Annotated in this window: 21 protein-coding genes; 14 read left to right on the forward strand and 7 right to left on the reverse strand. The window is 62.6% G+C overall.

Translation table 11 applies throughout. The features are described 5' to 3' along the window. Nucleotide 1: 1 nt before the first annotated feature. Both C4K40_RS04715 and C4K40_RS04720 read right to left on the reverse strand, forming a co-directional pair. Entirely contained in the window at nucleotides 2–526 is a 525-nt protein-coding gene (locus tag C4K40_RS04715) for an HAD family hydrolase (protein WP_022642327.1), read from the reverse strand. Next, entirely contained in the window at nucleotides 527–1,501 is a 975-nt protein-coding gene (locus C4K40_RS04720; protein ID WP_031320905.1) for a KpsF/GutQ family sugar-phosphate isomerase, read from the reverse strand. Nucleotides 1,502–1,764: 263 nt separating this feature from the next. Here C4K40_RS04720 and C4K40_RS04725 point away from each other — a divergent pair, with 263 nt between their 5' ends. From C4K40_RS04725 to hisC, 10 genes are all read left to right on the forward strand, one after another. Beyond that, nucleotides 1,765–2,574, forward strand: coding sequence for an ATP-binding cassette domain-containing protein (locus C4K40_RS04725; RefSeq protein WP_022642329.1), 810 nt, complete (start codon nucleotides 1,765–1,767; stop codon nucleotides 2,572–2,574). Then, nucleotides 2,574–3,371, forward strand: coding sequence for a lipid asymmetry maintenance ABC transporter permease subunit MlaE (gene mlaE, locus C4K40_RS04730; protein WP_022642330.1), 798 nt, complete (start codon nucleotides 2,574–2,576; stop codon nucleotides 3,369–3,371). The genes C4K40_RS04725 and mlaE overlap by 1 nt, the downstream gene beginning before the upstream one ends. Then, nucleotides 3,371–3,838 (forward strand): outer membrane lipid asymmetry maintenance protein MlaD, encoded by a 468-nt coding sequence (gene mlaD / locus C4K40_RS04735; RefSeq protein ID WP_011059277.1) that lies wholly within the window; start codon nucleotides 3,371–3,373, stop codon nucleotides 3,836–3,838. The genes mlaE and mlaD overlap by 1 nt, the downstream gene beginning before the upstream one ends. 11 nt (nucleotides 3,839–3,849) lie before the next feature. Next, the gene (locus C4K40_RS04740; RefSeq protein ID WP_022642331.1) at nucleotides 3,850–4,503 is read left to right on the forward strand and encodes a phospholipid-binding protein MlaC; all 654 of its coding nucleotides are present in this window, start codon (nucleotides 3,850–3,852) and stop codon (nucleotides 4,501–4,503) included. Further along, nucleotides 4,500–4,805, forward strand: a complete 306-nt coding sequence (locus C4K40_RS04745) for a lipid asymmetry maintenance protein MlaB (RefSeq protein ID WP_022642332.1) — start codon at nucleotides 4,500–4,502, stop codon at nucleotides 4,803–4,805. The genes C4K40_RS04740 and C4K40_RS04745 overlap by 4 nt, the downstream gene beginning before the upstream one ends. Before the next feature lie 118 nt (nucleotides 4,806–4,923). After that, the gene (locus C4K40_RS04750; protein WP_022642333.1) at nucleotides 4,924–5,163 is read left to right on the forward strand and encodes a BolA family protein; all 240 of its coding nucleotides are present in this window, start codon (nucleotides 4,924–4,926) and stop codon (nucleotides 5,161–5,163) included. A 22-nt stretch (nucleotides 5,164–5,185) separates the two neighbouring features. Then, nucleotides 5,186–6,451 carry a UDP-N-acetylglucosamine 1-carboxyvinyltransferase gene (murA, locus tag C4K40_RS04755; protein WP_053134143.1) on the forward strand — a complete coding sequence of 422 codons (1,266 nt, stop codon included), beginning with the start codon at nucleotides 5,186–5,188 and terminating at the stop codon, nucleotides 6,449–6,451. Nucleotides 6,452–6,576: 125 nt separating this feature from the next. Beyond that, on the forward strand, nucleotides 6,577–7,212 hold the full coding sequence (gene hisG, locus C4K40_RS04760; RefSeq protein ID WP_053134145.1) for an ATP phosphoribosyltransferase: 636 nt from the start codon (nucleotides 6,577–6,579) through the stop codon (nucleotides 7,210–7,212). Between the two features lie 155 nt (nucleotides 7,213–7,367). After that, the gene (gene hisD, locus C4K40_RS04765; protein ID WP_022642335.1) at nucleotides 7,368–8,696 is read left to right on the forward strand and encodes a histidinol dehydrogenase; all 1,329 of its coding nucleotides are present in this window, start codon (nucleotides 7,368–7,370) and stop codon (nucleotides 8,694–8,696) included. A 2-nt stretch (nucleotides 8,697–8,698) separates the two neighbouring features. After that, nucleotides 8,699–9,751 (forward strand): histidinol-phosphate transaminase, encoded by a 1,053-nt coding sequence (hisC, locus tag C4K40_RS04770; RefSeq protein WP_053134148.1) that lies wholly within the window; start codon nucleotides 8,699–8,701, stop codon nucleotides 9,749–9,751. Nucleotides 9,752–9,841: 90 nt separating this feature from the next. Here the strand turns inward: hisC and C4K40_RS04775 are convergent, their stop codons facing one another. The 3 genes from C4K40_RS04775 to algW all read right to left on the reverse strand — a co-directional run bounded on the left by C4K40_RS04775 (nucleotide 9,842) and on the right by algW (nucleotide 13,927). Next, a complete protein-coding gene (locus tag C4K40_RS04775; RefSeq protein ID WP_053134546.1) occupies nucleotides 9,842–10,561 on the reverse strand; it encodes a DUF4198 domain-containing protein in 720 nt (239 codons plus the stop codon). Between the two features lie 21 nt (nucleotides 10,562–10,582). After that, complete coding sequence (locus tag C4K40_RS04780) at nucleotides 10,583–12,688, reverse strand: TonB-dependent siderophore receptor (protein WP_053134150.1); 2,106 nt, start codon at nucleotides 12,686–12,688, stop codon at nucleotides 10,583–10,585. An 84-nt stretch (nucleotides 12,689–12,772) separates the two neighbouring features. After that, nucleotides 12,773–13,927 carry a Do family serine endopeptidase AlgW gene (gene algW, locus C4K40_RS04785; RefSeq protein ID WP_022642338.1) on the reverse strand — a complete coding sequence of 385 codons (1,155 nt, stop codon included), beginning with the start codon at nucleotides 13,925–13,927 and terminating at the stop codon, nucleotides 12,773–12,775. 103 nt (nucleotides 13,928–14,030) lie between these two features. Between algW and C4K40_RS04790 the strand changes: the two genes are divergently transcribed. The 4 genes from C4K40_RS04790 (at nucleotide 14,031) to cysN (ending at nucleotide 18,318) form a co-directional block, all read left to right on the forward strand. Next, nucleotides 14,031–14,789, forward strand: coding sequence for a Nif3-like dinuclear metal center hexameric protein (locus C4K40_RS04790; protein WP_022642339.1), 759 nt, complete (start codon nucleotides 14,031–14,033; stop codon nucleotides 14,787–14,789). Between the two features lie 213 nt (nucleotides 14,790–15,002). Continuing rightward, nucleotides 15,003–15,920: a sulfate adenylyltransferase subunit CysD gene (gene cysD / locus C4K40_RS04795; RefSeq protein ID WP_022642340.1), complete on the forward strand. Its 918-nt coding sequence runs from the start codon at nucleotides 15,003–15,005 to the stop codon at nucleotides 15,918–15,920. Nucleotides 15,921–16,024: 104 nt separating this feature from the next. Next, nucleotides 16,025–16,366 carry a four helix bundle protein gene (locus C4K40_RS04800; protein ID WP_022642341.1) on the forward strand — a complete coding sequence of 114 codons (342 nt, stop codon included), beginning with the start codon at nucleotides 16,025–16,027 and terminating at the stop codon, nucleotides 16,364–16,366. Nucleotides 16,367–16,419: 53 nt separating this feature from the next. Further along, on the forward strand, nucleotides 16,420–18,318 hold the full coding sequence (gene cysN, locus C4K40_RS04805) for a sulfate adenylyltransferase subunit CysN (RefSeq protein ID WP_053134153.1): 1,899 nt from the start codon (nucleotides 16,420–16,422) through the stop codon (nucleotides 18,316–18,318). Nucleotides 18,319–18,433: 115 nt separating this feature from the next. On the opposite strand, the gene C4K40_RS04810 is transcribed toward cysN, so the two are convergent. Both C4K40_RS04810 and pta read right to left on the reverse strand, forming a co-directional pair. After that, nucleotides 18,434–19,339, reverse strand: a complete 906-nt coding sequence (locus tag C4K40_RS04810; RefSeq protein WP_053134156.1) for an acyltransferase — start codon at nucleotides 19,337–19,339, stop codon at nucleotides 18,434–18,436. Then, the gene (pta, locus tag C4K40_RS04815; RefSeq protein WP_022642344.1) at nucleotides 19,340–21,439 is read right to left on the reverse strand and encodes a phosphate acetyltransferase; all 2,100 of its coding nucleotides are present in this window, start codon (nucleotides 21,437–21,439) and stop codon (nucleotides 19,340–19,342) included. Between the last annotated feature and the right edge of the window lie 15 nt (nucleotides 21,440–21,454).

Below are 21,454 nucleotides of genomic sequence, written 5' to 3' on the forward strand. Positions count from 1 at the left end.
CCTATAAATAAGCAGCGTTGGCTGCTTCGAGGCGGTCCTGGGCATGCAGGATCAGTTCGCAGAACTCGCGGGCAGCGCCTTCGCCGCCCCGTGCCGTTGTAGTGCCGTGGGCATGCTCGCGGACGAACGGGGCTGCGTTGGCGACCGCCATGCCCAGGCCGACGCGGCGGATCACCGGCAGGTCGGGCAGGTCATCGCCCAGATAGGCGACCTGTTCATAGCTTAGGCCCAGTTGGGCGAGAAGCCCGTCCAATACCACCAGTTTGTCTTCGCGGCCCTGGTACAGGTGAGGGATTCCCAGGTTCTTGGCCCGGCGCTCCACTACTGGCGTCTTGCGACCGCTGATGATGGCGGTTTGTACTCCGGCTGCCATGAGCATCTTGATGCCCTGGCCGTCGAGAGTGTTGAAGGTCTTGAATTCGCTGCCATCCTCGAGGAAGTACAGGCGCCCGTCGGTCAGCACGCCATCGACGTCGAAGACCGCCAGCTTGATGTGCTTGCCGCGTTGCAGCAGGTCGTCATTCATTTACATCACTCCCGCGCGCAGCAGGTCGGACAGGTTGAAGGCGCCGATCGGGCGATCCTCGTTATCTACCACGATCAGTGCGTTGATTCGATTGTCTTCCATGATCTTCAAGGCTTCGGCTGCCAGCATTTCGGCGCGTGCGGTCTTGCCGCGCAGGGTCATGACTTCATCGATAGTGGTGTGATGGATGTCGATGTTGCGGTCCAGGGTGCGGCGCAAGTCGCCGTCGGTGAAGACCCCGGCCAGGCGCCCGTCGGCCTCGGCGATAGCGGTCATGCCCAGGCCCTTGCGGCTCATCTCCATCAGGGCGTCCTTGAGCAGGGTGCCGCGCTGGACCTGGGGCAGCTGTTCGCCGGCATGCATGATGTTTTCGACCTTCAGCAGCAGGCGACGCCCCAGTGCACCACCGGGGTGGGAGAAGGCGAAGTCTTCGGCGGTGAAGCCGCGCGCCTCCAGCAGCGCCACGGCCAGGGCATCGCCCATGACCAGGGCGGCGGTGGTCGAGGAGGTCGGTGCCAGGTTCAGCGGGCAGGCCTCATGTTCGATATGGGCGTTGAGGTTGACGTCGGCGGCTTTGGCCAGCGGTGAATCAGGGTTGCCGGTAATACTGATCAGTTGGATGCCCAAGCGCTTGATCAGTGGCAACAGGGTCACGATTTCATTGGTGGAGCCGGAGTTGGAGAGGGCGAGGATCACATCGTCGCGGGTGATCATGCCCATGTCGCCATGGCTGGCTTCGGCCGGGTGGACGAAGAACGCCGTGGTGCCGGTGCTGGCCAGGGTGGCGGCGATCTTGTTGCCGATATGCCCGGACTTGCCCATGCCGACCACTACTACTCGACCTTTGCTGGCCAGAATCATCTCGCAAGCACGAACGAAATCTGCGTCGATATGAGGCAGCAAGCTCTCTACTGCCTGGATTTCGAGGCGAATTGTGCGTTGTGCCGATTGAATCAGGTCGCTGGATTGACTCATGTCTGAAATCGTATAGCCCGATGAAAAGGCGGCGATTATAACGGTAATGATCGAATCCCTCACGCAAGTTCGTCAGCCTTTGTCTACTTGCGCAGAGAATCCGGCGATTTTGCCTGTCCTATACCTGAACGGTCATGGCTTCGGCCTTGGGGGCTCTGCATCAGCAGTGATATAGTTCGCCGCCAGTTCGGCCTGCCCAGGGGCACGTGCTCTCGGGAGAGAGCCTAGCGTCCGAGTGTTAGGCTGCATCGCAAGGAGTTTAGATGAGTGCCGACAACGCTTACGCGGTCGAGCTGAAGGGCGTTTCCTTCAAGCGCGGTGCGCGCAGCATATTCAATAACGTGGATATCCGTATTCCGCGGGGCAAGGTCACCGGCATCATGGGGCCTTCCGGCTGTGGGAAAACTACCCTGCTGCGCTTGATGGGCATGCAGTTGCGGCCCAGCAGCGGCGAGGTCTGGGTCAATGGCCAGAACCTGCCGACGCTCTCGCGCAGCGATCTGTTCGATGCTCGCAAGCAGATGGGCGTGCTGTTCCAGAGCGGTGCGCTGTTCACCGACCTGGATGTCTTCGAGAACGTGGCCTTTCCGCTGCGGGTGCACACCCAGCTGCCTGACGAAATGATTCGTGACATTGTCCTGCTCAAGCTGCAGGCAGTGGGGCTGCGTGGGGCCGTCGACCTCATGCCCGACGAACTTTCAGGCGGCATGAAGCGCCGGGTCGCCCTGGCCCGGGCCATCGCCCTGGATCCGCAGATCCTCATGTACGACGAGCCTTTCGTGGGCCAGGACCCGATCGCGATGGGGGTGTTGGTGCGCCTGATTCGCCTGCTCAACGATGCCCTGGGCATCACCAGCATCGTGGTGTCCCATGACCTGGCGGAAACCGCGAGCATCGCCGACTACCTCTATGTAGTGGGTGATGGCCAGGTGTTGGGCCAGGGAACTCCTGCCGAGTTGATGGACTCCGACAATCCGCGTATCCGGCAATTCATGAAGGGCGATCCCGACGGCCCGGTACCGTTTCACTTTCCAGCGCCGGACTACCGCGCAGATCTTCTGGGGAAGCGCTGATGCGCAAGATATCGCTAATCGAGAGGATTCGTCTCTTCGGTCGCTCAGGCATCGATGTCCTGGCGGTACTGGGGCGTTCCACCCTGTTCCTGTTCCATGCGCTGCTCGGTCGCGGCAGCATCGGCGGTGGTTTCGGCCTGTTGGTCAAGCAACTGCATTCAGTGGGCGTCATGTCCCTGGTGATTATCGTCGTGTCGGGGATCTTCATCGGCATGGTGCTGGCGCTGCAGGGCTTCAACATCCTCTCCAGCTACGGTTCGGAGCAGGCGGTAGGCCAGATGGTCGCCCTGACCCTGCTGCGCGAGCTGGGGCCGGTAGTCACCGCGCTGCTGTTCGCCGGGCGCGCCGGTTCGGCACTGACCGCCGAGATCGGCAACATGAAATCCACCGAGCAGCTCTCCAGCCTGGAGATGATCGGTGTCGATCCGCTCAAGTACATCATCGCCCCGCGCCTATGGGCCGGTTTCATCTCCTTGCCCTTGCTGGCCATGATTTTCTGCGTGGTGGGTATCTGGGGGGGCTCGTGGGTGGCCGTCGACTGGCTGGGGGTCTATGAAGGCTCCTACTGGGCGAACATGCAGAACAGCGTGAATTTCAGTAGTGACGTGCTCAATGGCGTGATCAAGAGCATCGTCTTCGCCTTTGTAGTGACCTGGATCGCCGTATTCCAAGGCTACGACTGTGAGCCCACCTCAGAGGGGATCAGCCGTGCCACTACCAAGACCGTGGTGTACGCCTCGTTGGCCGTACTGGGCTTGGACTTTATTCTGACCGCCTTGATGTTTGGAGATTTCTGATGCAAAACCGCACCCTGGAAATCGGTGTCGGCCTTTTCCTGCTGGCCGGCATCCTGGCTTTGCTGTTGCTTGCCCTGCGGGTCAGTGGCTTGTCTCCGACCGCGAGCACCGATACTTATAAACTTTATGCCTATTTCGACAATATCGCCGGTTTGACGGTCAGAGCTAAGGTGACCATGGCCGGGGTGACCATCGGCAAGGTCACGGCAATCGATCTGGACCGCGACAGCTTCACTGGCCGGGTGACGATGCAACTGGAAAAGCGCGTGGATAACCTGCCGACCGACTCCACTGCATCTATCCTGACTGCTGGCCTGTTGGGTGAGAAATACATCGGTATCAGCGTGGGTGGGGAAGAGGCCCTGCTCAAGGATGGTGGAACCATCCACGACACTCAGTCGTCGCTGGTATTGGAAGACCTGATCGGTAAATTCCTGCTCAATACCGTTAGCAAAGACGCCAAATGAGGAGTTTTTCGATGATTTCTATCTTGCGACGTGGCCTGCTGGTGCTGCTCGCTGCGCTGCCGTTGCTGGCCAATGCGGCGAGCCCGACCTCCGCCCATGACCTGGTGCAGGACACTACCAACCGCCTGCTGGCCGATCTTGCCGCCAATAAAGAGAAGTACAAGCAAAGCCCGAACGACTTCTACAACTCCCTGAACGGCATTGTCGGCCCGGCGGTGGATGCCGATGGCATCTCCCGCAGCATCATGACCGTGAAGTATTCGCGCAAGGCCACCCCGGAGCAGATGGCGCGCTTCCAGGAGAACTTCAAGCGCAGCCTGATCCAGTTCTATGGCAACGCGCTGCTGGAATACAACAACCAGGGCATCACCATTTCTCCTCCCAAGGATGAAAGCGGTACCCGTACTAGCGTCGACATGCAGGTCAAGGGCAACAACGGGGCGATCTACCCGGTGTCCTACACCCTGGAGAAGATCAGCGGCGAGTGGAAAATTCGTAACGTGATCATCAATGGCATCAATATCGGCAAGCTGTTCCGCGATCAATTCGCCGATGCCATGCAGCGCAACGGCAACAACCTGGACAAGACCATCGATGGCTGGGCCGGCGAAGTGGCCAAGGCCAAGGAAGCTACCGACAACGCCGCGCCAAAGGCCGAGCAATGAGCGAGGCGGGCGTACGCCTCGGTACCGCCGGGGAGCTGTTGATCAGCGGCGTGCTGGACTATCGCAGCGGCCCGGGCCTGCGCAAGCAGGGTCAGGCGCTGATCAAGTCGAGCCAGGCCTCGGCGCTGGTGCTCGACTGCTCGGCGGTAGAGCGCTCCAGCAGTGTCGGCCTGGCCTTGTTGCTGGCCTTCATGCGTGACGCCCAGGCGCTGGGCAAGGCCGTGAGCGTGCATGCGCTTCCGGACGGCATGAAGGAAATCGCCGAGGTGTCCGGGGTGACCGAGATCCTCGCGCAGCCCTAGTCGCCACAGGGTCACGCAAAGCCCCCCGTCAGAGTCCTGCTTATGCGGGGTTCGCAGGCGCGGGGCTTTTTTGTATGATGTCCGACCCGCGCGCACAGGGCGCCGATTGAGGTTGAGCATGCAGGCCAACGAAGTGAAGAGCTTTCTCGAGGGAAAGCTGCCCGGAACTCAGGTAGAAGTTGAGGGCGAAGGCTGCAACTTTCAGCTGAACGTGATTAGCGACGAACTGTCGGCCTTGAGCCCGGTTAAGCGTCAGCAGAGCATCTATGCCCATTTGAATCCATGGATTGCCAATGGCAGCATCCACGCGATCACCATGAAATTTTTCAGCCGCGCGGCCTGGGCCGAGCGCACCTGAGCCCAAGGGCGTCGAGACTCTTATGGATAAATTGATTATTACCGGCGGTGCTCGCCTCGATGGCGAGATCCGCATTTCCGGGGCCAAGAACTCCGCGCTGCCTATCCTGGCGGCAACCCTGCTGTGCGATGGCCCGGTCACCGTGGCCAACCTGCCGCACCTGCACGACATCACCACCATGATCGAGCTGTTCGGTCGCATGGGCATCGAGCCTGTGATCGACGAGAAACTCAGCGTCGAGATCGACCCGCGCACCATCAAGACCCTGGTGGCGCCTTACGAGCTGGTCAAGACCATGCGTGCCTCGATCCTGGTGCTGGGCCCGATGGTCGCGCGCTTCGGTGAAGCCGAAGTGGCCTTGCCTGGCGGCTGTGCCATCGGCTCGCGTCCGGTGGACCTGCACATCCGCGGCCTGGAAGCCATGGGCGCGCAGATCGACGTCGAAGGCGGCTACATCAAGGCCCGTGCCCCCGAAGGCGGCCTGCGTGGCGCGAACTTCTTCTTCGATACCGTGAGCGTGACCGGTACCGAGAACATCATGATGGCCGCTGCCCTGGCCAAGGGCCGCAGCGTGCTGCAGAACGCCGCCCGCGAACCCGAAGTCGTCGACCTGGCGAACTTCCTGATCGCCATGGGTGCGAAGATCTCCGGCGCTGGCACCGACACCATCACCATCGATGGCGTCGAGCGCCTGCACTCGGCCACCTACAAGGTCATGCCTGACCGTATCGAGACCGGCACCTACCTGGTGGCCGCCGCCGTTACCGGTGGTCGGGTCAAGGTCAAGGATACCGATCCGACCATCCTTGAAGCCGTATTGGAAAAACTCAAGGAAGCGGGCGCCGAAGTCACCACCGGCGGCGACTGGATCGAGCTCGACATGCACGGCAAGCGCCCCAAGGCGGTCAACGTGCGTACCGCTCCATACCCAGCGTTCCCGACCGACATGCAGGCGCAGTTCATTTCCCTGAACGCGATTGCCGAGGGTACTGGCGCGGTGATCGAGACCATCTTCGAGAACCGCTTCATGCACGTGTACGAGTTGCACCGCATGGGCGCCAAGATCCAGGTCGAAGGCAACACCGCCATCGTCACCGGCGCCGACCTGCTCAAGGGCGCGCCAGTGATGGCCACCGACCTGCGGGCTTCGGCCAGCCTGGTGATTTCGGCCCTGATGGCCGAAGGCGATACCCTGATCGATCGCATCTACCACATCGACCGTGGCTACGAATGCATCGAAGAGAAGCTGCAGATGCTGGGCGCGAAGATCCGCCGCGTACCGGGCTAGCCTGCCGTGGGCACAGGGAGGTGCCACAGATTCTTGTTCCACGTCGAGCCTGTCTTCAGGCTCGACGCATGTCTGGCGCCGTTTGCGTCCGGGCATCAGTCGCCGCATAAGGACTTACGTTACTCATGTTGACCATCGCACTGTCCAAGGGCCGTATCCTCGACGACACGCTGCCGCTTCTGGCTGAAGCGGGCATCGTGCCAACCGAGAATCCGGACAAGAGCCGCAAACTGATCATCCCCACGACCCAGGACGATGTACGCCTGCTGATCGTGCGTGCCACCGACGTGCCGACCTATGTCGAGCATGGCGCCGCTGATCTCGGGGTGGCCGGCAAGGACGTCCTGATGGAGTACGGCAGCCAGGGCCTGTACGAGCCGCTGGACCTGCAGATCGCCAAGTGCAAGTTGATGACTGCCGGCGCCATCGGTGCCCAGGAGCCCAAGGGCCGCCTGCGGATCGCCACCAAGTTCGTCAACGTGGCCAAGCGCTACTACGCCGAGCAGGGTCGCCAGGTGGACATCATCAAGCTCTATGGTTCCATGGAGCTGGCACCGCTGATCGGCCTGGCGGACAAGATCATCGACGTGGTCGATACCGGCAATACCCTGCGAGCCAATGGCCTGGAACCCCAGGAACTGATCGCTACCATCAGCTCCCGCCTGGTGGTCAACAAGGCATCCATGAAGATGCAGCACGCCCGCATCCAGTTGCTCATCGATACCCTGCGCAAGGCAGTGGAATCGCGACACCGCGGCTGACTCACATGCGTGGCCCCCGAGCCGCGCCCATCTATCCGCGTCATACCCAGCATGCTCAGGTGCCCACGCGGATGGCCTGGTAGTCTTGCGGCGCCTGAGTCATGCAAAACCAAGCTTGTCCTTTTGTGCATTCGCCAATCAATGAGGCCTTCGCTATGACCGCTCCCACTGCAATTCGCCGACTCAACGCTGCCGATGCGGATTTCGCCCGACATCTGGATCATCTGCTGAGCTGGGAAAGCGTGTCCGACGACGCGGTCAACCAGCGTGTGCTCGACATCATCAAGGCCGTGCGCGAGCGCGGTGACGCGGCGCTGGTGGAGTTCACCCAGCGTTTCGATGGCGTCCAGGCCAAGGCCATCGATGACCTGATCCTCGACCGTGCCCGCCTGGAGCTGGCCCTGACCCGCATCACCCCGGTACAGCGCGAGGCCCTGGAAAAGGCCGCCAACCGCGTGCGCGTCTACCATGAGCGGCAGAAGCAGGACTCCTGGCAGTACACCGAGGCCGATGGCACCGTGCTTGGCCAGAAGGTTACGCCCCTGGACCGCGCCGGCCTGTATGTGCCGGGTGGCAAGGCGTCGTATCCGTCGTCGGTGCTGATGAACGCCATCCCGGCGAAAGTTGCCGGCGTCTCCGAGGTGGTGATGGTGGTGCCGACTCCTCGTGGCGAGGTCAACGAGCTGGTGCTGGCCGCCGCTTGCATCGCCGGGGTCGACCGGGTGTTCACCATCGGTGGCGCCCAGGCCGTGGCCGCGCTGGCTTATGGCACCCAGAGCGTGCCCCAGGTGGACAAGATCGTCGGTCCGGGCAACATCTATGTGGCCACCGCCAAGCGGCATGTATTCGGCCAGGTCGGTATCGACATGATCGCCGGCCCCTCGGAGATCCTGGTGGTGTGCGATGGCCAGACCGATCCGGACTGGATCGCCATGGATCTGTTTTCCCAGGCCGAGCATGATGAGGATGCCCAGGCGATCCTGGTCAGCCCGGATGCCGAGTTCCTCGATCGGGTAGCCGCCAGCATCGCCAAGCTGCTACCGACCATGGAGCGGGCCGAGATCATCAACACCTCGATCAATGGCCGGGGTGCGCTGATCCAGGTCCGCGACATGCAGCAAGCCATCGAGGTGGCCAACCGCATCGCCCCCGAGCACCTGGAGCTGTCGGTGGCCGACCCGCAAGCCTGGTTGCCGCAGATCCGCCACGCCGGGGCGATCTTCATGGGCCGCCACACTTCGGAGGCCTTGGGCGACTACTGCGCCGGCCCGAACCACGTGCTGCCGACTTCCGGCACCGCGCGTTTTTCCTCGCCGCTGGGGGTGTATGACTTCCAGAAGCGCTCGTCGATCATCTTCTGTTCCGAGCAGGGCGCATCCGAACTGGGCCGTACGGCCTCGGTGCTGGCCCGTGGCGAGTCGCTGACCGCCCACGCCCGCAGCGCTGAATACCGTATCGTCGACGACCAAGATCAGGGGCAATGAGCATGAGCAAATTCTGGAGTCCGTTCGTCAAGAACCTGGTGCCCTACGTACCGGGCGAACAACCCAAGCTGACCAAGCTGGTCAAGCTCAACACCAACGAAAATCCCTATGGCCCGTCGCCCAAGGCCCTGGCCGCGATGCAGGCCGAGCTCAACGACAACCTGCGGCTGTACCCCGATCCCAACAGCGACCTGCTCAAGCAGTCGGTGGCCAGCTACTACGGGGTGCAGGCCAACCAGGTGTTCCTCGGCAACGGTTCCGACGAAGTCCTGGCGCACATCTTCCATGGCCTGCTGCAACAGGACCTGCCGCTGCTGTTCCCGGACATCAGCTACAGCTTCTATCCGGTGTATTGCGGCCTGTATGGCATCGATTTCGAGGCGGTGCCGCTGGACAAGCAATTCCAGATCCGCGTGGCCGACTACGCCAAGCCCAATGGCGGCATCATTTTCCCCAACCCGAATGCGCCTACCGGTTGCCTGTTGGCCCTGGAGGCGGTGGAGCAGGTCCTCAAGGCCAGCCCCGATTCGGTGGTGGTCGTGGATGAGGCCTACATCGATTTCGGTGGTCAGACCGCCATCAGCCTGGTGGATCGCTACCCGAACCTGCTGGTGACCCAGACCCTGTCCAAGTCCCGTTCTCTGGCGGGTTTGCGGGTGGGCCTGGCGGTAGGGCATCCGGACCTGATCGAGGCCCTGGAACGGGTCAAGAACAGCTTCAACTCCTACCCCCTGGATCGCCTGGCGATCGTCGGTGCGGCCGCGGCTTTCGAAGATCGCGAGTACTTCCAGAAGACGTGCCAGCAGGTAATTGAAAGTCGCGAATGGCTGGTGGCGCAGTTGCAGGCCAAGGGTTTCGAAGTGCTGCCTTCGGCGGCCAACTTCATCTTTGCCCGCCACCCGCAACACGATGCCGCGGGCCTGGCAGCCAAGCTGCGGGAGCAAGGCGTGATCGTGCGTCACTTCAAGCAGCAGCGGATCGCCCAGTTCCTGCGGATCAGCATCGGCACGCCGGAGCAGAACCAGGCCCTGGTCGACGGATTGGGGCAGCTCTAAGCGGCAAGCTGGAAGCCCTGAGCATGTGCCTGGGGCTTCTCGCTTGCAGCTAAAGGCTTGCCGCTTTGCCACTGCAGCCTGCGGCTGCGCTTATTCGTGGTGCGGTTGTCCCAGGAAGGTCAGGGAGCTGAACAGGCCGCGGGAGGCCGCGTCGGGGTTGTCCTTGAGCGGCACCTCGACCTGCGCGGCGATCACGTTCAAGCCCTCGTTGCGCACCAGTACCTGGGCGCGGCCCTGGGCATCGGTCTCGGTGCTCAGGGTATTGGGTGCATTGCGGTAATCTCCCACCAGCTTCACTCCCGCCGCCGGCTGGCCGTCGAGCAGGACCCGTACCGGCAGGCTCTTGCCGGGGCCCACCAACAGCGGATCGGTCTCGGGCGCGATCACCAGCTTGAGCTGATCGAGGCTGGGCAGCTTCGCTCCGGGCTGATAGATCGCCAGGCTGTACTTGAAGGTATGGGTCGAGGCGATGGCGCCAGGCACCTGGCTACGTCCCTGGTTGATCCACTGTTTGTCGGCGGTTTGCGACCAGGGCCCGTTGTCCAGGGCGACCGCCAGCACAGCTGGAGGCTTGAGCGGTTGCAGCCGGGCGTGATCGGCAAGGCGTTGCACCGTCACCGGGATCATCCTTCCCAGGCTGTCATAGGCCCAGGCGCCGCTGATCTTGCGCGGCTTGAAGGCATCATCCTCGGCGCCATGGCCGTACACCACCTCGATGTTGCCGCGTCGCTGTTCGGTCCACAGGCCATGGGCCACGGCTTGGGTGGTGCCCAGGGTGCCGAGCAGGCCCAGCAGGACAATGGTTTGCATCGATTGCATGGTGGTTCCCTTCTACAGGTTGAGTGTCAGGCTGACGGTGAAGTTGCGCGGTTCTCCCGGGGTGACCCAGTAGTTGCTGTAGGAGCGCTCGTAGTACTTCTCGTCGAACAGGTTGTTCAGGTTCAGGCCCAGGGTCAGGTTGTCGCTGGCCTTGTAGTGGGCCAGCAGGTCCAGGGTACGGTAGGCGGGAAGTTCGAAGCGGCCTCCGGCCTCGCCCGAACGGTCGCCGACATAGGTCAGGGCCGCGCCGATATCCGAGCCCTTGAGGCGACCGTCCTGGAATTCATAGACTCCCAGCAGGCTGCCACTGTGCTTGGCGACCCCGAGAATGCGGCTGCCGGCGGGAATTGCCTGGTCGCCCTTGGTGACTTCGGCATCGATCAGCGCATAAGCGCCAATCACCCGTACCGTGTCGGTCAACTGCCCACTGAATTGCAAATCGAAGCCCTGGCTGCGGGCCTTGCCCATGGCGCGGCTGGAATCGGTGCCGGGATCCAGGGCCAGGACGTTTTCCTTGTCGATGTGGAAGGCGGCAAGAGTGGCGCTCAGGCGTTCGTCGAACAGCTCGCTCTTGATCCCCACTTCATAACCGACGCCTTCCTCGGGTTTGAAGGTCTTGCCGGCAGCATCCACCCCATTGTTGGGCTTGAACGAGGTGGAGGCGTTGGCGAACAGGCCGAACTGCGGAGTCAGTTGATACAGGAGCCCGGCGCGTTGGGTCAGGGCGTCGTGGTTCTGGCGGCTGCGCTTGCCGGTGGCGTGGTCGTCGATCCGTTGCTCGAAATGTTCGAAACGCGCGCCCAGCATGCCGCTCAGGCGTTCGCTGAAGACGATCTGGTCCTGGAGGTTCAAGGCGTGGCTTTCGACGTGCTCGAAAAAGTCAGTGCCGGAGCGCTTGCCGTCGGGCTTGGCCTGGCCGTAGACCGGGTTGTAGATATCGATGGCATAGGGGCTGCCAGCAATGGCGGTGACCCGCTCGTTCTTGCGGTAGTTCTCGTATTCGCTACCGATCAGCAGCTCATGCTGCCAACTGCCGAGGTCGAACAGGCCGCGCAGTTCCAGCTGGGTGATGCTGTCGTGCCAGTTATTGTCGCGCTCGCGGTAGCGCCGGTCGACGGTATGCCGGTCGGCATTCAAGGGGCGGGTTTCCGAGGCGAAGCCCCACAGTTTGCCCTCCTTGTAGTGGCTGGCCAGGCGCAGCTTCCAGTTGTCGTCGAGGTGATGTTCCAGGGTGGCCTGAAGCATGCTGTTGTGGTTGTCGATGTTGCCGTCGCTGGGCTCGCCGAGAAAGGTCGAGCGCGAGACGCCATTCCAGCGGTTGCCGGGGGCGACGATGCCGCGGTCGAAGGTCGAGCTGTGGCGAACGAACTCGCTTTCCAGCAGCAGGCTGGTATCCGGGTTCAACTGCCAGCTCAAGGAGGGGGCGACGAACACCCGGCGACTGTCGACGTGGTCGCGAAAGCTGTGGTTGTCCTCCACCGCCAGGTTGACCCGCGACAGCAGGTTGCTCTGGGCATCCAGCGGGGTGTTGAGGTCCAGTTCGGTGCGGTAGCGATCCCAGCTACCGGCACTGGTGCGCAGGGTGGTGAATGCCTGCGGCTGGGGCTTCTTGGTGACGATGTTCACCGTGCCCCCGGGGTCGCCGCGGCCGTAGAGGCTGGCGGCCGGGCCCTTGAGCACTTCGATGCGTTCGATGCTGGCGGCGTCCGGGGTGCTGGGGTAGCCACGATTGGCGCTGAAGCCGTCCTTGTAGAACTCCGAGGTGGTGAAGCCGCGGATGCTGTATTCATACAAGGTCAGGCCGCCGAAGTTGTTCTGCTTCGAGACGCCTCCGGCGAAGTCCAGGGCCCGCTCGACGTTACTGCTGCCCAGGTCCTGGAGCACGCTGGCGGGGATCACGCTGATGGACTGCGGGATCTCGCGAATCGCCGTATCGGTCTTGGTGGCGCTGGCGGAGCGGGTGGCCCGGTAGCCTTTCACCGGGCCCGTGGCGGATTCGGACTCGCCGCTGATGCGGATGGTCTCCAGTTCCACCGGCTGCGGTTCTTCGGCGTATACGGGATCGGCCAGCAGGCCTAGGGCCAGGCCTGCCAGGGGGAAGATTCTTCGGGGCGTCATGAGGCTGTTCCAATAGCGATATTGAAACAATATAACATGACCAATGAGAGTGTATATTGTTAGCCCGGCATGGCCGGGCTCACATCATTCCTCTTCCTTGACTGGCGCGGGAGGCGGTCGCAGGCCGATCTCGGCGGTCAGCTTGAGTTCCTTGCCGTTGCGCATGACCTGGATCGCCACCTTCTCGGTGGGCTTGATCCGGGCCACCTGGTTCATCGAGCGGCGGCCGTCGCCGGCAGGTTCGCCATCGATGCTGAGGATCACGTCGCCCAGTTGCATGCCGGCCTTTTGCGCCGGGCCATCGCGGAAGATCCCCGCCACCACGATGCCCGGGCGCCCGGCCAGCCCGAAGGACTCCGCCAGCTCCTGGGTCAGCGGCTGCACCTCGATTCCCAGCCAGCCACGGATGACCTGGCCGTGTTCGATGATCGACTTCATCACTTCCATGGCCAGCTTGATCGGGATGGCGAAGCCGATGCCCTGGGAGCCGCCGGACTTGGAGAAGATCGCGGTGTTGATGCCGGTCAGGTTGCCGTTGGCGTCCACCAGGGCGCCGCCGGAGTTGCCCGGGTTGATCGCCGCATCGGTCTGGATGAAGTCTTCGTAGTTGTTCAGGCCCAGCTGGTTGCGGCCAGTGGCGCTGATGATGCCCATGGTCACGGTCTGGCCTACCCCGAACGGGTTGCCGATGGCCAGGGCGACGTCGCCAACGCGGACGTTTTCCGAGCGGCCGACGGTGATCGAGGGCAGGTTCTTCAGATCGATCTTGAGTACCGCCAGGTCGGTTTCCGGGTCGCTGCCGATGACCCGGGCCAGGGTTTCCCGGCCGTCCTTGAGGGCCACCACGATTTGCTCGGCGCCGGAGGTCACGTGGTTGTTGGTCAGCAAGTAGCCTTCGGGGCTCATGATCACCCCGGAACCCAGGCTCGACTCCATGCGCTGCTGCTTGGGTAGGTTGTCACCGAAGAAGCGTCGGAACTGCGGGTCCTCGAACAGCGGGTGGGCCGGCCGGTTGATCACCTTGGTGGTGTACAGGTTGACCACCGCAGGGGCGGCGATGATCACCGCATCGGCGTAGGACACCGGGCCCTGTTGGGTACCAGTGGTTTGCGGCGCTTGCTGCAGGTTCACATCCAGGCTGGGCAGGCCGACCCATTGCGGGTAACGCTGAATAATCAACAACGCGATAAGCACGCCGGCCAGTAGTGGCCAGCCGAAAAAACGCAGAGCCTTGAGCATCGGGCAAGTCCTGGGTGGTTACGAAGGGCTGCGCACGGCCCCATAATGTCGCGCATTATACGAGGCCGCACGCGCCTCTGGACGGGATATTTAGGAGTCTTTCATGGCCGTTGCCCTGAGCACACTGGTAGAAGAAGCGGATCGCTACCTGGGCAGTTCGCGTATCGCCGACTATTGCCCCAATGGCCTGCAGGTCGAAGGGCGTCCACAGGTCATGCGCATCGTCAGCGGAGTCACCGCCAGCCAGGCGTTGCTGGACGCGGCAGTAGAGGCCAAGGCCGACTTGGTGCTGGTCCACCATGGCTATTTCTGGAAAGGCGAGAACCCTTGCATCACCGGCATGAAGCAGCGCCGCTTGAAGACCCTGCTCAAGCATGACATCAGCCTGCTGGCCTATCACCTGCCCCTGGACCTGCATCCGGAAGTGGGCAACAACGTGCAATTGGCCCGGCAACTGGACATCACGGTGGAAGGCCCGCTGGATCCGGAGAACCCCAAGGTCGTGGGGCTGGTGGGGTCCCTGGACGAGCCCGTCACTGCGCGGGACTTCGCCCGCCGGGTACAGGAGGCGATGGGCCGTGAACCGCTGCTGGTGGAAGGCAGCGAGATGATCCGCCGGGTCGGCTGGTGCACCGGCGGTGGCCAGGGTTACATCGACCAGGCGGTGCAGGCCGGGGTCGACCTGTACCTGAGTGGCGAGGCTTCGGAACAGACCTTCCACAGCGCCCGGGAGAACGACATCAGTTTCATCGCTGCCGGCCACCATGCCACCGAGCGTTACGGCGTGCAGGCTCTGGGTGACTACCTGGCCCGGCGCTTCGCCCTGGAGCACCTGTTCATCGATTGCCCGAACCCGATCTGACGGCATTTCGTCAGGTCTTTCCCGGTGGGCCCCGCCGGTTTCGATCGCCGTTTGCGGCCGCATCGGCAGGGCCCGGAACCAGCGAACGGGCGGGTATATTCATATATCGTTTCGTTCTAGTTGGCTCCCTGATTAGAAGAAGGCCGCTGTGCTAGCATGCCCCGCTCGAACACGGCCCGCAGGCCGTCCATAAGAAAGCTTTCGTGAGTAGCCATGGTCGACAAACTGACGCATCTGAAACAGCTGGAGGCGGAAAGCATCCACATCATCCGCGAGGTGGCGGCCGAGTTCGACAATCCGGTGATGCTGTACTCCATCGGCAAGGACTCTGCGGTGATGTTGCATCTGGCCCGCAAGGCGTTCTTCCCCGGCAAGCTGCCATTCCCGGTGATGCACGTCGATACCCGGTGGAAATTCCAGGAGATGTACAAGTTCCGCGATCGCATGGTCGAGGAAATGGGCCTGGACCTGATCACCCACGTCAACCCCGATGGCGTGGCCCAGGGCATCAACCCCTTCACCCACGGCAGTGCCAAGCACACCGATATCATGAAGACCGAGGGCCTCAAGCAGGCCCTGGACAAGCACGGCTTCGACGCCGCGTTCGGCGGGGCTCGCCGCGATGAAGAGAAGTCCCGCGCCAAGGAGCGCGTCTACTCGTTCCGCGACAGCAAGCACCGCTGGGACCCGAAGAACCAGCGTCCCGAGCTGTGGAACGTGTACAACGGCAAGGTCAACAAGGGCGAGTCGATCCGTGTGTTCCCGCTGTCCAACTGGACCGAGCTGGACATCTGGCAATACATCTACCTGGAAGGTATCCCGATCGTGCCGCTGTACTTCGCCGCCGAGCGTGAAGTGATCGAAAAGAACGGCACCCTGATCATGATCGACGATGAGCGCATCCTCGAACACCTCAGCGATGAGGAAAAGGCGCGCATCGTCAAGAAGAAAGTGCGTTTCCGTACCCTGGGCTGCTACCCGTTGACGGGCGCGGTCGAGTCCGAAGCCGAGACCCTGACCGACATCATCCAGGAAATGCTCCTGACCCGTACGTCGGAGCGCCAGGGCCGGGTCATCGACCACGATGGCGCAGGCTCGATGGAAGACAAAAAACGCCAAGGGTACTTTTAAGCTTCGAGTTACAAGCGGCAAGCAGCAAGTTAAAGGCGGTATGCGTAACGTCGTGGTTTGTTGCTTGCAGCCGGTTGTTGCGAGCCGGAATCGGAACACTCGTCATGGATTTCGAGAAACTGATTGTTTGGCAGCGAAGCAAAGCTTTGGCGGTGGGGATTTATAAAGAGTTTGCGCAGTGCGGGGACTTTGGATTCAAGGACCAGATCACTCGCTCTGTTCTTTCGGTGCCTTCCAATATTGCCGAGGGCATGGAGCGTCGTAGCAATAGAGAGAAAGTCCATTTTCTCTGGATTGCGAAAGCTTCTTGCGGCGAACTCCGGACTCAAATCCTTATCGCTCGTGAAATTGCCTACATCGCGAACCCGCTGGCTGAGAATTGGATTAAAGAAACCCGCGAGCTATCGAAGATGCTCAGCGGCTTGATCAAAAAAATTTCTGACTAGCTGTACGCCGACAAGCTTGCCGCTTGAAGCTTACAGCTTGGAGCTTGAACGCTATGAGCCACCAATCCGATCTGATCAGCGAGGACATCCTCGCCTACCTGGGCCAGCACGAACGCAAGGAACTGCTGCGCTTCCTTACCTGCGGCAACGTGGATGACGGCAAGAGCACCCTGATCGGGCGCCTGCTGCACGACTCGAAGATGATCTACGAAGATCACCTGGAAGCCATCACCCGTGACTCGAAGAAGGTCGGCACCACCGGTGACGACATCGACCTGGCCTTGCTGGTGGATGGCCTGCAGGCCGAGCGCGAGCAGGGCATCACCATCGACGTGGCCTACCGTTACTTCTCCACCGCCAAGCGCAAGTTCATCATCGCCGACACCCCGGGCCATGAGCAGTACACCCGCAACATGGCCACCGGCGCCTCCACCTGCGACCTGGCGATCATCCTCGTGGACGCCCGCTACGGCGTGCAGACCCAGACCCGCCGACACAGCTACATCGCTTCCCTGCTGGGGATCAAGCACATCGTCGTGGCCATCAACAAGATGGACCTCAAGGGGTTCGACCAGGACGTGTTCGAGTCGATCAAGGCCGACTACCTGCAGTTCGCCAAGGGCCTGAAGATCCAGCCCACCAGCCTGCACTTCGTGCCGATGTCGGCGCTCAAGGGCGACAACGTAGTGAACCGCAGCGAGCGTTCGCCGTGGTACACCGGCCAGTCACTGATGGAAATCCTCGAGACCGTGGAGGTTTCCGGCGATCGCAACTTCACCGACCTGCGTTTCCCGGTGCAGTACGTCAACCGTCCGAACCTGAACTTCCGCGGTTTCGCCGGCACCCTGGCCAGCGGCATCGTGCACAAGGGCGACGAAGTGGTGGTGCTGCCTTCGGGCAAGAGCAGCCGGGTCAAGTCCATCGTCACCTTCGAAGGCGAACTGGAGCAGGCCGGTCCCGGCCAGGCCGTGACCCTGACCATGGAGGACGAGATCGACATCTCCCGGGGCGACCTGTTGGTGCATGCCGACAATGTGCCGCCGGTGACCGAGAACTTCGAAGCCATGCTGGTATGGATGGCCGAGGAACCGATGCTGCCGGGCAAGAAATACGACATCAAGCGCGCCACCAGCTATGTGCCGGGTTCGATCGCCAGCATCGTTCACAAGGTCGATGTGAACACCCTGGAAGAGGGTGCAGCCAGCGCCCTGCAACTGAACGAGATCGGTAAGGTCAAGGTCAGCCTCGACGCGCCGATCGCCCTGGATGGTTATGAAAGCAACCGCACCACGGGCGCGTTCATCGTCATCGATCGCCTGACCAACGGCACCGTTGGCGCCGGCATGATCATCGCCCAGCCTGTGGCCCACGGCAGCGCCTCCCAGCATGGCAAGCTGGCCCATGTCGCCACCGAGGAGCGTGCCCAGCGCTTCGGCCAGCAGCCGGCCACCGTGCTGTTCAGCGGCCTGTCGGGCGCAGGCAAGAGCACCCTGGCCTATGCCGTGGAGCGCAAGCTGTTCGACATGGGGCGTGCGGTGTTCGTCCTAGATGGCCAGAACCTGCGTCACGACCTGAACAAGGGCCTGCCCCAGGATCGCGCCGGGCGTACCGAAAACTGGCGGCGTGCGGCCCAGGTTGCCCGTCAGTTCAACGAGGCCGGCCTGTTGACCCTGGCGGCGTTCGTGGCGCCCAGTGCCGAAGGTCGCGAGCAGGTCAAGGGGCTGATCGGCAAGGAGCGTCTGGTGACGGTCTATGTCCAGGCTTCGCCAGCCGTATGCGCCCAGCGTGATCCCCAGGGCCTCTATGCCGCCGGTGGCGACAACATTCCGGGCGAGTCCTTCCCCTATGACGTGCCGCTGGATGCCGACCTGGTGATCGACACCCAGTCCGTGTCGCTGGAAGAGGGCGTCAAGCAAGTGCTGGATCTGCTGCGCAAGCGCGGCGCGATCTAAGGTAAGGGCAGCGGCGAGCTTCTAGCTTCAAGCTGCAAGAAAAAGCCCGCGGACAGGTGACTGTCTGCGGGCTTTTTTGTGTCTGTTCGAACGCGAAGCGGCCCTTGCAGGCGCTTCATCGCTTGCCCGGATATTCCCGGTGCAGCTGCTCGAGCAGCGCGTCCTTGGCTTGCCAGCGCTGGTTGATCCAGTCCTGGAAGGCCTGCCGATAAACCGCGTCCTGTTCGTAGTTGCGCCCGATGAACTGCTGGGGAATCGACACTTCTTCGAAACGCACCACCACGTCCTTGAGCTTGCCGCTGAGCAAGTCCCAGAACCCCGGGCGGCCGGCCGGATAGTGGATGCTCACGTCGACGATCGATTGCAGCTGCTCGCCCATGGCATCCAGCACGAAGGCGATGCCGCCGGCCTTGGGCTTGAGCAGGTACTTGAATGGCGATCGCTGCTGGGCATGCTTGGCCTCGGTGAAGCGCGTGCCCTCGACGAAGTTGAAGATACCTACCGGATTGCTGCGGAATTTCGCGCAGGTCTTGCGGGTGGTTTCCAGGTCCTTGCCCTTTTTTTCCGGATGCTTTTCCAGGTAGGCCTTGGAGTAGCGCTTCATGAAGGGAAAGCCCAAGGCCCACCAGGCCAGGCCGATCACCGGCACCCAGATCAGTTCCTGCTTGAGGAAGAACTTCAACGGGCGGATACGCCGGTTGAGCACGTACTGCAGCACCAGGATATCGACCCAGCTCTGGTGGTTGCTGGTGACCAGGTAGGAGTGCTGGTAATCCAGGTCTTCAAGGCCCTGCACGTGCCAGCGAGTGCGGCAGACCAGCTGCATCCAGGCCTTGTTGTTGCTGATCCAGGCCTCGTGGGTGTGGTTCATCAACCAGTGGCTGAAACGCTGGGTGAGGCGCAACGGCAAGGCCTTGAAGAGCGCCACGCAGAACAGGAACGAGCACAGCAAAATAGTGTTGAGCGCCAGCAGCAGCGAGGCGATGGTGCCGCGTACGGCACCCGGTAGAAAGTCCAGCATTCAGGCATCCATGGGTCGGTTGGCAGCTTGGATCGCAGTCAGGGCGATGGTGTAGACGATATCGTCAACCTGGGCGCCGCGCGGCAGGTCGTTCACCGGCTTGCGCAGGCCTTGCAGCATCGGCCCCAGGCTCACGCAATCGGCGCTGCGTTGCACCGCCTTGTGGGTGGTGTTGCCGGTGTTCAGGTCGGGGAACACGAACACCGTGGCCTTGCCCGCGACCTGGCTGTTGGGGGCCAGTTGCCGGGCGACGTTCTCGTTGGCGGCGGCGTCGTACTGCAACGGGCCGTCGATCAACAGCGAGCGCTGGGCTTCATGGGCCAGCAGGGTGGCCTCGCGGACCTTCTCCACTTCTTCGCCGCTGGCCGAGTCGCCACTGGAGTAGCTGATCATCGCCACCCGTGGCGAGATGCCGAAGGCCGCTGCCGAATCGGCGCTCTGCAGGGCGATCTCCGCCAGTTCGCTGGCGCTGGGGTGGGGGTTCATCACGCAGTCGCCGTAAACCAGCACCTGCTCGGGAAACAGCATGAAGAACACCGAGGACACCAGGGTGCAGCCCGGCGCGGTCTTGATCAATTGCAGGGCCGGGCGGATGGTGTTGGCGGTGGAGTGGACGAGCCCGGAAACCAGGCCGTCGACCTCGTCCAGGGCCAGCATCACGGTGCCGATCACCACTGGGTCTTCCAGTTGCTGCTCGGCCATCGGCGCGTTCAGGCTCTTGCTCTTGCGCAGGGCCACCATGGGCTCGACATATCGCTCGCGGATCAGGTCCGGGTCGAGGATCTCCAGGCCCTCGGGCAGCTCGATGCCCTGGGCCCGAGCCACGGCGTGGACGTCGTCCGGCTTGGCCAGCAGCACGCAGCGGGCGATGCCGCGGGCCTGGCAGATGGCGGCGGCCTGCACGGTCAGGGGCTCGCTGCCCTCGGGCAGGACGATGCGCTTGTCGGCTTGCTGGGCGCGCTGGATCAACTGGTAGCGGAACACCGCCGGCGACAGGCGCATTTCCCGCGGGGTGCCACAGCGCTGGTGCAGCCAGTCGGCGTCCAGGTGACTGGCCACGAAGTCGGTGATGATTTCCGCACGCTCGCGGTCATCGATGGGGATTTCCTTGTTCAGGCCGTTGAGCTGGTTGGCGGTGTCGTAGGAACCGGTGCTTACCGACAGCACCGGCAGGCCGGCATTCAGCGCTCCACGGCACAGGTCCATGATCTTCGGGTCGGGCAGGGTGCCGCTGGTCAGCAGCAGGCCGGCCAGCGGTACGCCGTTGATCGCTGCGAGACTCACGGCGAGGATGATGTCGTCACGGTCGCCCGGGGTCACCACCAGCACTCCGGGCTTGAGCAGCTCCACGGTGTTGCGCATGGTGCGCGCGCAAATGATGATCTTGGTCATGCGCCGGGTTTCGTAGTCCCCGGCGTTGAGTACCTGGGCGCCCATCAGGTCGGCCACGTCGCGGGTGCGCGGGGCATTGAGCTCAGGCTGGAACGGAATGCAGCCCAGCAGGCGGAAGTCGCCACTGCGCAACAGCGGCGAATGTTCCTTCAGACGGGCGCTGAACGCCTCGATGCTTTCGTCGGTGCGCACCTTGTTGAGGATCACCCCCAGCACCTTCGGATCCCGTGGGCCACCGAACAACTGCGCCTGCAGCTCGACCCGCCCGGACAGTTCGGTGAGCACTTCGTTTTCCGGGGCCGAGACCAGGATCACCTCGGCATCCAGGCTCTTGGCCAGGTGCAGGTTGACCCGGGCCGCGTAGCTGGCGGCACGGGTCGGCACCATGCCCTCCACGACCAGTACATCCTTGCCGATGGCCGCCTGCTGGTAGAGGGTGATGATTTCTTCCAGCAGCTCGTCCAGCTGACCATCGCCCAGCATCCGCTCCACATGGGCCAGGCCCAGGGGTTGTGGTGGTTTCAGGCCGTGGGTGCGAGCCACCAGCTCGGTGGAGCGTTCGGGGCCGGTGTCGCCCGGATGCGGTTGGGCGATGGGCTTGAAGAAACCGACCTTGAGGCCGGCGCGTTCCAGGGTGCGTACCAGCCCGAGGCTGATGGAGGTCAGGCCCACACCAAAATCGGTGGGTGCGATGAAGAAAGTTTGCATGCGAATTCTCGAAGG

Origin of the sequence: Pseudomonas sp. CMR5c, from assembly GCF_003850545.1 — a bacterium.
Taxonomy (GTDB): domain Bacteria; phylum Pseudomonadota; class Gammaproteobacteria; order Pseudomonadales; family Pseudomonadaceae; genus Aquipseudomonas; species Aquipseudomonas piscis.